14 protein-coding genes are annotated in these 14,581 nt (G+C 65.7%); 4 read left to right on the forward strand and 10 right to left on the reverse strand.

The genetic code is table 11. The annotated features are described in order from the left end of the window. Window positions 1–12: 12 nt before the first annotated feature. From ribB to AWB81_RS04560, 6 genes are all read right to left on the reverse strand, one after another. The gene (gene ribB / locus AWB81_RS04535; protein WP_062632704.1) at window positions 13–702 is read right to left on the reverse strand and encodes a 3,4-dihydroxy-2-butanone-4-phosphate synthase; all 690 of its coding nucleotides are present in this window, start codon (window positions 700–702) and stop codon (window positions 13–15) included. A 34-nt stretch (window positions 703–736) separates the two neighbouring features. Continuing rightward, window positions 737–1,150, reverse strand: coding sequence for a GFA family protein (locus tag AWB81_RS04540; RefSeq protein ID WP_062632705.1), 414 nt, complete (start codon window positions 1,148–1,150; stop codon window positions 737–739). A 28-nt stretch (window positions 1,151–1,178) separates the two neighbouring features. Further along, complete coding sequence (locus AWB81_RS04545; RefSeq protein WP_062632845.1) at window positions 1,179–2,801, reverse strand: 3-(methylthio)propionyl-CoA ligase; 1,623 nt, start codon at window positions 2,799–2,801, stop codon at window positions 1,179–1,181. A 265-nt stretch (window positions 2,802–3,066) separates the two neighbouring features. Further along, the gene (locus AWB81_RS04550; protein ID WP_062632706.1) at window positions 3,067–4,500 is read right to left on the reverse strand and encodes an MFS transporter; all 1,434 of its coding nucleotides are present in this window, start codon (window positions 4,498–4,500) and stop codon (window positions 3,067–3,069) included. Window positions 4,501–4,676: 176 nt separating this feature from the next. Next, window positions 4,677–5,690: a flavin reductase family protein gene (locus tag AWB81_RS04555; RefSeq protein ID WP_062632707.1), complete on the reverse strand. Its 1,014-nt coding sequence runs from the start codon at window positions 5,688–5,690 to the stop codon at window positions 4,677–4,679. A 71-nt stretch (window positions 5,691–5,761) separates the two neighbouring features. After that, a complete protein-coding gene (locus AWB81_RS04560) occupies window positions 5,762–6,826 on the reverse strand; it encodes an LLM class flavin-dependent oxidoreductase (protein WP_062632708.1) in 1,065 nt (354 codons plus the stop codon). Between the two features lie 81 nt (window positions 6,827–6,907). Between AWB81_RS04560 and AWB81_RS04565 the strand changes: the two genes are divergently transcribed. Continuing rightward, window positions 6,908–7,849, forward strand: coding sequence for a LysR family transcriptional regulator (locus AWB81_RS04565; protein WP_062632709.1), 942 nt, complete (start codon window positions 6,908–6,910; stop codon window positions 7,847–7,849). A 42-nt stretch (window positions 7,850–7,891) separates the two neighbouring features. Here AWB81_RS04565 and AWB81_RS04570 read toward each other — a convergent pair whose 3' ends face one another. The 3 genes from AWB81_RS04570 to AWB81_RS04580 are packed head-to-tail and all read right to left on the reverse strand — an operon-like array spanning window position 7,892 to window position 9,858. Continuing rightward, a complete protein-coding gene (locus AWB81_RS04570) occupies window positions 7,892–8,317 on the reverse strand; it encodes a hypothetical protein (RefSeq protein ID WP_062632710.1) in 426 nt (141 codons plus the stop codon). Window positions 8,318–8,369: 52 nt separating this feature from the next. Further along, window positions 8,370–8,960 carry an outer membrane protein assembly factor BamE domain-containing protein gene (bamE, locus tag AWB81_RS04575; protein WP_062632711.1) on the reverse strand — a complete coding sequence of 197 codons (591 nt, stop codon included), beginning with the start codon at window positions 8,958–8,960 and terminating at the stop codon, window positions 8,370–8,372. Window positions 8,961–8,988: 28 nt separating this feature from the next. Next, window positions 8,989–9,858 (reverse strand): peptidoglycan DD-metalloendopeptidase family protein, encoded by an 870-nt coding sequence (locus tag AWB81_RS04580; RefSeq protein ID WP_235025714.1) that lies wholly within the window; start codon window positions 9,856–9,858, stop codon window positions 8,989–8,991. 608 nt (window positions 9,859–10,466) lie between these two features. Between AWB81_RS04580 and AWB81_RS04585 the strand changes: the two genes are divergently transcribed. Further along, window positions 10,467–10,718 carry a GlsB/YeaQ/YmgE family stress response membrane protein gene (locus AWB81_RS04585; RefSeq protein WP_062632849.1) on the forward strand — a complete coding sequence of 84 codons (252 nt, stop codon included), beginning with the start codon at window positions 10,467–10,469 and terminating at the stop codon, window positions 10,716–10,718. An 82-nt stretch (window positions 10,719–10,800) separates the two neighbouring features. On the opposite strand, the gene AWB81_RS04590 is transcribed toward AWB81_RS04585, so the two are convergent. Beyond that, on the reverse strand, window positions 10,801–11,463 hold the full coding sequence (locus tag AWB81_RS04590; protein ID WP_062632712.1) for a VTT domain-containing protein: 663 nt from the start codon (window positions 11,461–11,463) through the stop codon (window positions 10,801–10,803). A gap of 202 nt (window positions 11,464–11,665) precedes the next feature. Between AWB81_RS04590 and mutL the strand changes: the two genes are divergently transcribed. Together mutL and miaA are read left to right on the forward strand one after the other, a co-directional pair. Then, window positions 11,666–13,603 carry a DNA mismatch repair endonuclease MutL gene (gene mutL, locus AWB81_RS04595; RefSeq protein ID WP_062632851.1) on the forward strand — a complete coding sequence of 646 codons (1,938 nt, stop codon included), beginning with the start codon at window positions 11,666–11,668 and terminating at the stop codon, window positions 13,601–13,603. Further along, window positions 13,600–14,547 (forward strand): tRNA (adenosine(37)-N6)-dimethylallyltransferase MiaA, encoded by a 948-nt coding sequence (miaA, locus tag AWB81_RS04600; RefSeq protein WP_062632713.1) that lies wholly within the window; start codon window positions 13,600–13,602, stop codon window positions 14,545–14,547. The genes mutL and miaA overlap by 4 nt, the downstream gene beginning before the upstream one ends. Window positions 14,548–14,581: the final 34 nt, after the last annotated feature.

Below are 14,581 nucleotides of genomic sequence, written 5' to 3' on the forward strand. Positions count from 1 at the left end.
CGCATGCCGTGTTCACGCGGCCATCGCGTCGCATTCGACCGGCACCGTGTCATGCATGCGCTCGCGATACGCGATCAGGTCGCGGATCGTGATGATCGGCAGATCGTGCTGCCGCGCAAAGGCGATCAGTTGCGGCAGGCGCGCCATGCTGCCGTCGTCGTTGACGACCTCCGCGAGCACGCCACCCGCGCGCAAGCCCGCGAGCCGGCACAGGTCGACCGTCGCTTCCGTGTGTCCCGGACGCTCGAGCACGCCGCCCGGCATCGCGCACAACGGAAAGAGGTGGCCGGGACGGTTGAAGTCGTCCGCGTTCGCGCGCGGATCGACCAGCGCCCGGATGGTGATTGCGCGGTCGGAGGCCGAAATGCCGGTCGTCGTGCCGTGCCGGTAGTCCACGGTCACGGTGAACGCGGTCTGCATCGACTCGTTGCCGCGGGGGACCATCAGCGGCAGTCGCAGCGCGTCGAGCCGTTCGCCCGGCAGCGCCACGCACAGCACGCCGCTCGTGTAGCGGACCATGAACGCGACCGCGGCAGGCGTCGCCATTTCGGCGGCCATGATGAGGTCGCCCTCGTTCTCGCGATCCTCGTCGTCGACGACCACAACGAGCGAACCGCGCCGAATTGCCTGCAACGCGTCTTCGATGCGATCGATGTGATTGAGGCGATTGATGTCGTCGGCACTGAGTTTGTCGGTCTTCATACTTTGTCTCTGCTCAAAACTGGGTGAGAACGTGCTATGCGTCGGGATTGCGCTCGAAGCAGACGGCACCGTCGTCGATGCTCACCCACTCCTGCGCCGACGAACGCCAGATGTGCGTCTGCGGCCGCAGCCACGAGGTATCGTCGAGCGTGCCCGCCTTCACCGCGACGACGCCCGGATTCGCTTCCAGTTCCGTGTACACCGGCGACCCGCAGCGGCTGCAAAAGTGACGCTTCACCGCGAGACCGCTCGCGCCGACGTCGTCGAACGTCGCGAGCGTCTCGCCCGCGACTTCGAATCCCGCCGCCGGAACGAGGACGTTCGTCGAGAACGCGCTACCCGACTGCTTCTGGCAATGGACGCAATGGCAGATCGCGTTCATCAGCGGCGCCTGCGACGATTCATAGCGAACGCTGCCGCACAGGCAACCGCCCTTGATTCGATTCATGTTTCCTCCTGTTTGACCGGTTTTATCGTCACGCGACGAACAGCACGTTCGCGTACTGACGACGCAAATCCATCTTCTGCACCTTGCCGGTAGCGCCGAGCGGCAGGCCGTCGAGGAAGATCACCTCGTCGGGCAGCCACCACTTCGCGACCTTGTCCGCGAGCCAGGCGAGCATGTCGGCACGGTCGACGTCGTGCCCCGGCTTTTTCACGACGAACAGCACCGGCCGCTCGTCCCACTTCAGATGCCGCGCGCCGATCACCGCCGCCATCAGCACCGCCGGATGACCGGCTGCGGCATTTTCCAGATCGATCGAACTGATCCATTCGCCGCCTGACTTGATCACGTCCTTCACGCGGTCCGTGATCTGCATGTAGCCGTCGGCGTCGATCGTGGCGATGTCGCCGGTCGGGAACCAGCCTTCGCGCGTCGCGGGCTTGTCCTCCTTGAAATAGCTCGCCGCGATCCACGGGCCGCGCACCTGAAGCTCCCCCGCGGACGTGCCATCGCGCGGCTGCTCGCGCCCCAGCGAATCGACGATCCGCATCTCGACGCCGAATACCGCCCGCCCTTGCTTCGCGCGTTGCGCGCACTGCTCGTCGGAAGAAAGCGCCGCGTGCTTCGGCAGCAGCGCGCCCTGCGTGCCGAGCGGGCTCGTCTCGGTCATGCCCCACGCGTGCCGCACCTCGACGCCGAAGCGCTGCGTCCACGTGCGGATCTGCGTCTCCGGCATCGCCGAGCCGCCGACGACCGTGCGCGTCATCGTCGTCGGCTTGAGGCCGCGCTGCTCCATGTACTGCGAAAGACCGAGCCAGATGGTCGGCACGCCGGCGCTGCAGGTCACGCGCTCGCTTTCGATCAGCTCGTAGAGGCTTGCGCCGTCGAGCTTCGGCCCGGGCAGCACGAGCTTGCAGCCGTTCATCGCCGCCGCGTACGGAAGGCCCCACGCGTTGACGTGGAACATCGGCACGACCGGCAGCAGGCAGTCCTCCGCGCACAGTCCGAGCGAATCCGGGAGACTCACGGCGAAGATGTGCAGGATCGTCGAGCGATGCGTGTAGAGCACGCCTTTCGGGTTGCCCGTCGTGCCCGACGTGTAGCAGAGCGTGCTCGCGGTGTATTCGTCGAACTCGGGCCAGACGAAGTCGTCCGCCGATGCGGCGATCAGGTCCTCGTAGCAGACGAGACCCGGCACGCGACTCTCCCGCGGCTTATCGGACGCATCACCCATCACGACGTAATGGCGAATCGCCGGACAGCGCGGCGCGACGGCTTCCACAAGCGGCAGGAAGCTGATGTCGAAGAGCAAAACCTCGTCTTCCGCGTGATTGAGGATGTAGGCGAGTTGCTCCGGATGCAGCCGCGGATTGCATGTATGCAGCACCGCGGCGCTGCCCGACACGGCGAAATACGCTTCGAGATGCCGGTGATTGTTCCAGGCGAGCGTCGCGACGCGCGTGCCGTGCGCGACGCCCATCAGTTCGAGCGCCAGAGCAAGCTGACGCGCGCGTTTCGCAGCATCGCGAAAGGTGTAGCGATGGAGCGCGCCGCTCGTTTCGCGCGACACGATCTCGGTATTGCCGAACTGGCGCTCGGCGTGCACGAGCAGCGACGAGACCAGAAGTGGCCGGTCCATCATCGATCCGAGCATGAGGTTGCTCCTTCGGTTGATTGATTCGAGTGGAGTGGCGCGTTCTTCGGCGAAGATGTCGAACAAACGCGCCGGGAGGATGTCGCGCGCGGCGGCGCGACGATCTCCGTCAAGACGTTGGCCGTCGGCGGGCTGGAAAGCAGTCATCCGTGATGTCTCCTCGACATTGCGCTGACGGGCGCACGCGCGAGTCCGCGCACCGCATGCGTGGTGCGTTCGTCCTCGTGACATGCAAAATGGGGCAGTGAACGGGCGCGCCTGGCCTTCAGTGCGCGACGGCAGCGGCTTTCGCGGTATCCGCCGCAGCTTCGGCAACCGCGGCCGGACGCCAGTCGACGGCGTTGCCGAGCGTCCCGCGATACGATCGGATGCCGTATCGGAACAACACGCAGGCAATCGCGCCGAACACGAGGCAGACGATGGCAATGGAATGTCCGATCGCCATCGGACTCTTCAGCACGTAGTCGGTCAGCACGCCGACCGCGACGGGGCCGCAGCCCGCTCCGAGCAGGTTCAGGAGGCCCGTGTACAAGGCCGCAAACTGGCCGCGCATGGGCGCAGGCGAAATCTCCTGGATCGCCGACGGTCCCGCGCCGAAAAGGAAGAACGAGAACAGCGACAAAAGCGCGACGAACACGAGCGCGACATGGCCGTCATGCGCGCTCGCCATGCCGAGCGTCGAGACGACGAGACCCAAGCTCGCCACGATTGCGACGCGCAGATAGCCGTGCGCAACGCCGCGGCGCTTCCAGAAATCGCCAAGCCATCCGCCGAAGATCGCACCGACCGGCCCGACGGACGCGAGCAGCAGGCCGAGCGCCTTGCCGATCTCTGAGTACTTCCAGCCGAATTCGCGTACGAAATACGTCGGCACCCAGGTGGACCAGCCATACACGCAGGTGTAGAAAAATCCCGCGCCGAGCATCAGGCAGAGCATCGTGCGACGGTTCCGCGCCACGTACTGCCTGACCGCTGCGACAGGCACGCCCTCGCGCGGCGCCGCAACGGCGCTCGCCGATCGGTCGCGCGCATTCCTCGGCTCCGTTACGGCCAGCATGAACAGCGCGACGACAAGGCCAGGCAGGCCGAGCGCCATCATCGTCGCCTGCCAGGGGTGCAGGGCGCCGAATCCGGGCAGCACGGGCGGTGCCAGCGTGAAGATACCGAGAATCAGGCCGCCCGCGATCAGGCCCGCGCCCGAACCGAATGGCCCGCTTGCGCCGAATATGCTCATCGCGCGGCCGCGGCGGTTGGCGGGGAACAGATCCGCGATCAGCGAGACGGCGCCCGGCAACAGGACCGCTTCGCCGACCGCCACACCGACGCGGGCGAGCAGAAGATGCCAGTACTCGGTCGCGAGGCCGCCGGCCGCAGTCGCGAGACTCCACAGCGCAATGCCGATCGCGATGATGAGCCGCCGGTCGCCGCGGTCGATGATGCGTGCGATCGGCAAGCCCATCAGCGCATAGAAGGCGGCGAACGTGAAGCCGTGCAGTACGCCCATCAGCGTGTCGCTGACATGCAGCGTCTGCTGGATCGGACCGACGAGCAAGGTGAGGATCTGCCGGTCCATGATGGAAAAGATGTACGCGACCAGCAACACGCCGACCGCGTACCAGGAGCGGCCCGCGCTGATTTCGGGAACGCCCCGCGCGGCGGTGGGTTCGAGCCGTTCCGCTTCGATGGATTCTAGTTTCATGCTTGTCTCCCCCTGTCGACCAGAGTTGGCGCTGGCGCCTTACTGGTCTCATGCAAGGTGGTTGCTGTTGATTCGATCGCCTGATTTTTATGTGCGATCAATCGGGTATTTGTCTTCTCGCTTGGTGGCATGCGAGAAACGGTGAACTTGGCCTGCTTCGATAGGTTCCGGTCCGCTCAGGCGGCGTCCGACGCCACCGGATCGCGCCAGAGATGCTCGTCGCGCCAGAACTGATCGCGGCGCCAGTGGTCCGGAAGCGCTGCGGTTGTCGACTCGATCACGCGCTTGAGCAGGAGCTTCAGCATCTGCGCTTCGCGGTAATCGAGTTCACGCTCCGCGTCGCTCTCCGCCGCCTTCGCGATGCTCAACAATTCGATCGCGTAGGAACGGCCCGACTCCGTGAAGCGCACGACTCGCTTCTCTGCCTGAGCGTTCGCTTCCATCGCGACGATGCCGCGCGCAGCGAGCGTTTCGACGTCTTCTGGCGTGACACGAAGGCCCGAGATCGACACGAGCTTGTCGAGTTCCTCGATCGTGCGCCCGTCGCCCATGCTGAGCACGGTGAGAATGTTGTAGTCGATGTCCTGCAGACCGTGGCCGTTCAGATTGTTGCGAACCGGCACGAGCAGCTGGTAGTAGGCGCGCGCGAGCAGAAAGCCGAGCCAGCCGTCGCGGAAACTCGACGCGGTTTGTCCTGCCGCCTCGCCCTTCTTCATCACCAGGCCGTAGTTGCCACCGTGGAAGACGAGCGGCGCGTGATCGAAGCTGTCGAAGTTCATCACCTCACCGACGAAGATCACGTGGTCGCCGCCTTCGTAGCGATGCACCACACGGCATTCGAAGCGCGCGGAGCAGCCGTCGAGCAGCGGCACGCCGCCGTGACCGCGAGTGAGCTCGCAGCCGGCGAACTTGTCGGCGCCACTCTTCGAAAACCGGTTCGATACCGCTTCCTGATCGGCGGCGAGGATATGCACTGCGAAGTAGTCCGTCGCCGCGAAAACCGGCAGACTGGACGACTTCTTGCCGAGGCTCCAGAGCACCATCGGCGGGTCCATCGACACCGAGTTGAAACTGTTCGCCGTGAGACCGTAGTCTCGGCCGTCGGCGCCTTGCGTCGTGACGACGGTCACGCCCGTGGTGAACGAGCCAAGCGCCTTGCGGAACTGGCGCGCGTCGATTTGCGTTGTCATGCTTGTCTCCTGCTTCATGCCCCGGCCTTTTGGTTTTTTTTCGCCGGGGCGCCATGCTTGGTTGGGTTGGGTCAGCGCATCAGGAGCGGCATGACGAGCCGTCCGAAGCGCTCGGCCTCTTCATGATGCGGGTAGCCCGAAAGGCAAAAACCGCTGCAGCCCACTTCGATGAATTCGCGCAATTGCGCCGCCACCTGCTGCGGGTTGCCGACCACCGCGACGCCCGCGCCGGGCCGCACTTCGGTGATGCCGGTCCACAGGTGCGGCGTCATCTTGCTGCCGACCGTCCTCGACAATTCCTGCTGCCGCTGGTTGGCCACCGAATCCATGTTCGCGCTGAGGTTCTTCACTTGGTCCTTCCAGCCGTCGGCGCCGGCCACGAGCCGGTGCGCGGCCTCCCACGCCTCATCCTCGGTCTCGCGGCACACGATCTGCAGGCGCATTGCGAAGCGCAGCTCATTCTCGCGGCCGTATTTGGCGGCACGCGCACGCATTTCCTTGATCTGCTCGCCGATGCGCTCCGGATAGTCGCCCCAGAACAGATGCACCGCCGAATGACGCGCGGAAATCTCCGCCGCGTGCTCGGAACCACCACCGAGGAAGAACGGCGGATACGACTTCTGGACCGACTTCGGAATGATGACCGGCTGGTCGACGTGATAGTACTTGCCGCTGAACTGGACCTGCTCCTCGGAAAGCAGCCGCTTGATCAGCACGACCTCTTCTTCGAGCTGCTCGTAACGCGCTCCCTTCGATGCCGGTTGCCCTTCGGCGAGGGCGTCCTTTTCGCTCAGACCGGCGATCAGGTTCATGTAGAGGCGTCCCTGCGACAACTGGTCGAAGGTCGAGATCATCTTGGCCTGCGCGACCGGATGGATGAAGCCCGGCTTCATCGCGACGAGCGCCTTCAGCTTCGACGTGCGGCTCACGATGAATGAAGCCGCGACCCACGCGTCCCAGCAATGCGCCGAGACCGGGACCAGCATGTAGTCGAAGCCGGCGTTTTCGGCGGCCACCGCGACGCGCTCGAAATGTTCCATCGACTGGGGAAAGGCCTTCGAGGCATCGCCGAATGCGCTCGTGTCGCCGAGTGTGGGGCAGAACCAGCCCATCGAAAGGGGTGTCTTGCTACTCATGTTCGTCTCCTTGGTTGCGGCTTTTTTGCTATATGAACAGGAGCAGTCTTATAAGTAAAATGAAGTGTTATTATATGGCGCATGCACAAAATTAATATCACTGGGTTCGACCTGAACCTGCTCTCGATATTCGTGATGCTGTGGGAGACGCGCAGCGTCACGCGGGCGAGCGACCGGCTCGCGCTGACGCAGCCCGCCGTGAGCCACGCGCTGCGGCGTCTGCGCGATGCCGTCGGGGACGACCTGTTCGTGAATGCGAAAGGCGGACTCCTGCCGACCGCGCGCGCCGAAGCGCTGATCGGTCCGGTCCGGGAGGCGCTGGAAAAGATCGGGCTCGCGCTGCAGGGTCAGGAAGCGTTCGTGCCGTCGCTCGCTGTCCGGCAGTTGAACATCGCTGCGGGCGATCTGGTCGAGTTTTCGATCGTGCCGCAACTGGTCGAGCATCTCGGGAAGGTAGCGCCGGGCATCGTCGTGCGGATGCATCCCGTGTCGGAGGGCGATCTGGCGCTGGCACAACTGGAGTCGGGTCAGGTCGATGCGATCGTCGGCAGCCAGCCGCTCAAGGGCATGGGCGTGCACAACGAAACGCTCGCGGAGATCACGATCGCGACGCTCGTCTGGAAACAGGAAAAGCTCAGGAGCCGCCGTTTCCCGCTCGATCTTTATCTGAAACGACCGCATGTGATCATTCAGATGCCGCCGCGCCAGGAATCGATCGTCGATCAGACGCTCGCGAACCTAGGCTTGCAGCGACCGGTCGGGGCGGTCGTGCAGAACTTCATGGCAATGCCGATCATCGCGGCGCGCACGGGCTATATCTGCAATGTGCCGAGCCGCCTGGCCGGCGCGTTTGCCGAGCGCTTCGGGCTCTCCGCGCACGAGCCGCCGGTCGACTTCAGCGCCACGCCGCTCTACATGTCCTGGCACAAGCGGTTCGAGGCGGACCCGGCGCACGCGTGGCTGATGCAGCAGATTCGGGACATGGCGCAGAAACCGGAGACAGGCGGCCGGTTTAGCGAATGAAGCGAGGCGTCGAGCCCGATGCACTTCGGCATCGCTGGACGACTAGCCGCGTTGAGCGTGCGAAACCGTGTCATACACACGCTCGCGCACGCAATCGGGGCACCATTCGCGATCGATCGCGGCCGGGCGCGCTTCCCACACATGCCCGAACGCGCATTGCCAGCGCAGAGGCGTGGCCGCATCGACGTAGGATTCCGACAGCAGCGCGCCGCCGCGCAGCGCCGCGAATTCTTGCAGGCGTTGCGTCTGCGTCTCGCGGCGCTGCGAAGCGCAGTTCATGCAGCGCACGTTTTGTGTGGCGCTCAAGGTGTCGTCCCAGGCGTGGCCGCGTGTGCAGTCCCACGCTTTGCCGGCCTGCGCGGCGTGCCTCTCTGCACGCGCTTCCCGATATTGTCCCGCCTGTTCCATCAGTGCGCGACGCTCGCGCACGGTCTCGCTGAATTGATTGCAATAGGTCTTGTGGTCCATCGTCCCGCCAGGGTTCCTGCCATCGACGCCCGGTCGCCGATCTGCCGCGTCTTCAGTGCTTGCCGCCGCCCTCTGCTTCCGAGCGCGATGTCGTCGTGACGATGCCGTCTGGGCCGAAGTGCGCGTTGAACATCGCGTCGCGCGTCACGCCACCCTCTTCCCAGTGCCAGCTCCAGACGCGCTCCTTTTTGAGCGGATACTCGGCGACGGTGGTCGGCTTGCCGAGCAGGCGCCGGACTTCGTCCAGCGTCATGCCCGGCCGCACTTTCGCGATGTTCTCCGCCGTCAGCACCTGCGTGACCGCGACGAAGCGGCCGTTCGCATCGAGATCGACCATGTAGGTTTTCGTGCCCGCCGGACCGCGCGGATATTCGAGCCGCTTCGAACCGTCCGTGAACGTGCGCGCGGTTTCGGGTTCGCCCATCTGGTCGCGGATCTCGGCCTCCGTCGTCACGCCCGGCTTCAGGTCCTTCAGCAGCAGGGCATCCGGCTTCACCGAATTGAAAAACGACTTGAGCTTGTTCATGGCCTCATCGCTTTGCTGCTGGTCGCAGCCGGTCAGGAGCGACGCCGCGCAGAGCACGGCAAGCGCGATTCTTTTCACGAGCGGCCTCCCTGCCGTCTGGATCACTCTGGTTCGCATTGCCGCGCGCAGGGCGCGGCGCGGGCCGTCACTTGAGCAGCGGCACCGGATCGACCGCCTGACCCGATTTGCGCAGCTCGAAGTGGAGCACCGCCTTGCCGTCCGGGCCGGTGCCCATGTCGGCTATGGTCGTGCCCTGCTTCACCGTATCGCCTTCGTGCACGAGCAGCTTGCTGTTGTGCGCGTAAGCGGTGAGGTAGTCGCCGCCGTGCTTCACGATGATCATCTGGCCGTAGGCGCGCAGCCCGCTTCCCGCATAGACCACCTTGCCCGGCGCCGCAGCCTTCACGGGCGACCCGACCTTGCCCGAGATGTCGATGCCCTTGCTGCCGCTCGCGCCGAACTTCGTGACGACGTCGCCCTGGGTCGGCCACGCGAGCGAAATGCCCTTGCCGCCGGCTTCCGGCTCGGCAGCCGATGGCTCCGGTGCCGGTTTGGGCGAAGGAGTCGCGGAAGGCGCCGGTGCCGTGGCGGCCAGCACCGGCGGCTGGGCGGACTTTGCCGTGGCCGGCGCCGCAGCGGACTTGCTCCAGTCGTCGGTGGAAGCGACGGCCGCGCCGGGCGGCGCGATGCGCAGCAACTGGTCGATGTTGACCTGCCGGCTTTCCGGCAGATTGTTCCACTTGACGATATCGGCCGGCTTCTGTTTGAACGTGCGCGCGATGCCAAAGAGCGTATCGCCCGGCTTCACGCGATAGAACCCGGGCCCGGCCGGCGCCACGGCGGGCGCCGCCGATGCGAGTGGCGGCGTGGGCGCAGGCGTCGCCGACGTGCCGGCGGTGGACTGACCCGCCACGGACGCATCACCGCCCGTAGACCGCTCGACGACCGGCGCCGGCACGAGCGCCGACGAACACCCCGCGAGCCCCGCCCCGCAAACGACGGCCCACGCCGTCAACCTGAAAAATCCTGAACGCATCACCGCCATACTTCCGAACCCTGCCTGTTTGTTTTATCGACGTCCCGACGACCACCGCGCCGCTCAGAACCGCATGCCGGCGCCGCATCCGCCTAAAAAGCCACCGTTCGACGCGGCGCCGCTGCAGCCGAAGATACCGCATCCGGACAACATCGCCCCCAGTCCGAACGCCACGACCGCCAAGCGAACCCGACGCCACCCGTTCATTTCACTGCTTCCTGCCACCTTCGATTCAACTTTCCACTTCACGCCTGACACATCCCCGCGAGCATAAAACATTTAACGATTATTCACGATTACACGCGCCAAATTCACAACACCGGGGCGCCTTAACGGCCCCGAAACTTTGGCGTTCTAACCTTTCACGTAATCACACCGGATCGCGCGCTCGCATCTGCGTATGTCCGAATAACCGGCTGGCGCAGGCGGCATTTTATCGGCTACCCGGCCGAATGGCAGCGCGATCGACGTTCTGACAATGCTTGACATTTCCGGGCATCCACGGGGCGTGCGCATCGGCTACATTCACCGCGCTCGATGCGGGTGCATCCTGCATTTCAATTTACGGAGATTGATGCATGGAATTCATGCAACACGGACTCATTTGGGCGCTGATCATCGGCGCGGTGGCGGGCTGGCTCGCAGGCCTGCTCGTCAAGGGCGGCGGTTTCGGCCTCTTGGTGGACATTCTGGTCGGCATCGTCGGCGCGGTGATCGGCAGCTGGCTTTCGGGCGCAGTCGGCATTTCGCTCGGCGGCGGGCTGCTCGGCTCGCTCGTCACGGCGGTGATCGGTGCGGTCGTGCTGCTGTTCGTCCTGCGGATTCTCAAGCGCGGCTAGACCATCCGCGCGATCCGCAGAAACGACGAGGCCGCCAGCAAGGCGGCCTCGTCCGCTTCATGCCGATGCCGGCGAACTCCGCTCAGACCTTCGACGACTTGCGCCGTGTCATCTTCCACAGCGCGCCGAGCGCGATCGGAATGACCGCCGCGCCGATCCCCACCAGCACGATCACGTTCAGGTATTGCCGGATGAACGGAATATTGCCGAAGAAGTAGCCGAGCAGCACGAGCAGCAGCACCCAGATCAGCGCGCCGAGCACGTTGAACAGCTGAAACCGCGCGGCATCCATCGCCGACGCGCCCGCGACGAACGGCGCGAAGGTGCGCACCACCGGCACGAAACGCGCGATGACGATGGTCTTGCCGCCGTGCTTCTCGTAGAAATTGTGCGTCTTCTGGAGCGCTGCACGGTCGAGGAAGCGTTCGAGAATCGGGATGTTCGAATGGAAGACCTTCGGACCAACCGCGCGCCCGATCCAGTAGTTCACGGTGTTGCCGCCGATGGCCGCAACCAGCAGCAGCACGATCAGCACGCCGAGGTGCATCGAGCCGGTCGCGGCGAACGCGCCGCCGATGAAGAGCAGCGAATCGCCCGGCAGGAACGGGAACACGACCAGTCCCGTTTCGCAGAACACGATCAGGAAGAGCACCGCATACACCCAGCCGCCGTAGTGCTGGATGAAGAAGCCGAGCGACTTGTCGATGTGGAGAATGAGCCCCAGAAATTGCAGCAGTGTGTCCAAAAGCGTTCCTTGAAATGATTGAGACGGCGCACTCGGACCGCGCGTGGCGGGCATCGAAGGCGTCGAAAAGCAGTCGCGTCATGATACCGAAAGTCGAAAGCCGGAAACTTAGCGCGCCCGCATTTGGCGGCGCAGAGCGGATACCGTGGCGGTCGAAGCCGGCCAGCGAGTGCGCTTCGCACGCGATCGCTATAATTTCGCCATGCCCGAACTCACCGATACCCCCGCCGCGGACGCGGCCACCGGCGCCACGCGCCGCCTGCGCGCGATCCAGCCGCTCCCCGACCAGCTGATCAGCCAGATCGCGGCGGGCGAAGTGGTCGAGCGCCCGGCGTCCGTCGTGAAGGAACTGCTCGAGAACGCGCTCGACGCCGGCGCCACGAACCTGCGCATCACGCTCGACGAAGGCGGCGTGAAACGCATCGTGATCGCCGACGACGGCTGCGGCATGCCGCCCGATCAACTGCCGCTCGCTCTCTTGCGCCACGCGACGAGCAAGATCCGCTCGCTCGCGGAACTCGAAGCCGTCGCGACGCTCGGCTTTCGCGGCGAGGCGCTGGCGTCGATCGCGTCGGTCGCCGAGCTGTTCATCACGAGCCGCACGAGCGAATGCGCGCACGCAATGCGCATCGACGCGCAGACGGGCGCCCTCTCGCCAGCGGCGGGCACCGTCGGCACCACGATGGAAGTGCGCGAACTCTACTTCAACACGCCCGCGCGCAGAAAGTTCCTGAAAAGCGAGCAGACCGAACTCGGCCATTGCCTCGAAATGATCCGCCGCGTCGCGCTCGCGCGGCCCGACGTCGCGATTTCGGTGATGCATAACGGGAAGGCCGTCGAGCACTGGAACGCGAGTGATCCGCAGACGCGTGTCGCGAAGATTCTCGGCGAAGTGTTCGACACGGCGCACCTGCCGCTCGACGAGCGCGCCGGGCCGCTCGCGGTCTACGGCTGCGCCGGCCTGCCGACCGCGAGCCGCGGCCGCGCCGACCAGCAGTATTTCTTCGTCAACGGCCGCTTTGTGCGCGACAAGCTGCTGACGCACGCCGTGCGCGCCGCCTACGAGGACGTGCTGCACGGCAACCGCTATCCGTCGTACGTGCTGTTTCTCGACCTGCCGCCCGAGTCCGTCGACGTGAATGTGCATCCGTCGAAGATCGACGTGCGTTTCCGCGATTCGCGCTCGATCCACCAGTTCGTGTTTCACGCCGTGCAGCGGGCGCTGGCACGCCACGCGGGGGCGTCGCCGGAAACGACGGCGGGCGGCCACGCCGCGCAGTTGCAGCCGACCGGCCCCGCTTCGTTCAGCGCGCGGCCGCTCGCGGGCGCGGGCGTGCTGGGCTCGAACGCTGCGCAGAACACGCTGGGCAACACCGCAAGAAGCGAAAACGGCACGACCTGGCTGCGCCAGTCGCGCATGACGCAAGGCACGCTGCCCGTCGCGCAGCCGCTCGCACTCTACGACGCCCTCTTCGGCCGCAAGGACGCACCGTCAGCCCCCACCCAGTGGGCGTCGGACAGCGCGCCGGCGGCACGATACGACAACGACGAAGCCGAGCAGCCGCTCGGCTTCGCCCTCGGCCAGATTCACGGCATCTACGTGCTCGCGCAGAACGCTCAGGGGCTCGTGATCGTCGACATGCACGCCGCCCACGAGCGCATCCTGTACGAGCAGTTCAAGAACGCGCTCGCCGATCGCACCATCGCCGTGCAGCCGCTTTTGATCCCCGTTTCGATGACGGCGGAACCGGTGGAGATCGGCGTCGTCGAGGAGGAGCGCGCGACGCTCGATGCGCTCGGTTTCGATCTGGCGGTGCTGTCGCCGACCTCGATCGCGATCCGCGCCGTGCCTGCGCTCCTCAAGGACGCCGACCTGCAATCGCTCGCGCGCGCCGTGCTCGCCGATTTGCAGGCCTACGGCGGCTCGCGCGTGCTGACCGAGCGCCAGCACGAACTGCTCGGCACGCTCGCGTGCCATCACGCAGTCCGCGCGAACCGGCGCCTCACGCTCGACGAAATGAACGCGCTCCTGCGCCAGATGGAAGCCACCGAGCGCGCCGACCAGTGCAATCACGGCCGGCCTACATGGTTTCAGCTGACGCTCGGCGACCTCGACCGCCTCTTCATGCGCGGACAATGAGCGATCGCCAAGCGAAGAAGATCGCCTGTCTGCTCGGCCCGACCGCGTCGGGCAAGACCGCCGCCGCGCTCGCGTTCGCGGCGCGGCGGCCGGTGGAAATCGTGAGCGTCGATTCGGCGCTCGTCTATCGCGAGATGGACATCGGAACCGCGAAGCCTGCTGCCAGCGAACTCGCGGCGGCGCCTCATCATCTGATCGACATCATCGATCCCGCCGAGACTTATTCCGCCGCCGGGTTTCGCGCCGACGCGCTGCGCCTCGTCGGCGAGATCGAGGCGCGCGGGAACGTGCCGCTTCTGGTCGGTGGAACGATGCTGTACTACAAGGCGCTGACGCAGGGGCTCAACGACCTGCCCGCGGCGGACCCGGAAGTTCGCGCGGCGCTCGATGCCGACGCCGCCCGCGACGGCTGGCCCGCGCTGCATGCGCGGCTTGCAGTCGTCGATTCCGAGACCGCCGCGCGCCTCGCGCCGAACGACTCGCAACGCATCCAGCGCGCGCTCGAAGTGTTCATGCTGACCGGGCAGCCGATGTCGGCGCTGCTCGCCGCCCCGCGCCGCGAAGAGGAAGCCGCGCGCTGGCAGTTCGTGCCGGTCGCGCTGGAACCGTCGGACCGCAGCGTGCTGCACGCGCGCATCGCGGCACGTTTCGACGCGATGCTCGCGCACGGTTTGATCGACGAAGTGAAGCGCCTGCGCGCGCGCGGCGATCTGGATCTCGCGATGCCGTCGATGCGCTGCGTCGGCTACCGGCAGGCGTGGGAGTACCTCGACGGCGCGACCGATTACGACACGATGCGCGACAAGGGCATCTTCGCGACGCGCCAGCTGTGCAAGCGCCAGTTGACGTGGCTGCGCGCGATGCCGGAGCGGATCGTCATCGACTGCTGCGCGGACGATGCCACTGCGCAGGCCGTCCGAGCGATCGAGCGCGTGAGCCAATAAAAAACCGCTCACGAGGAGCGGTTTTCATGAACGG

The sequence above is a fragment of the Caballeronia arationis genome (assembly GCF_001544975.2).
Taxonomy (GTDB): domain Bacteria; phylum Pseudomonadota; class Gammaproteobacteria; order Burkholderiales; family Burkholderiaceae; genus Caballeronia; species Caballeronia arationis.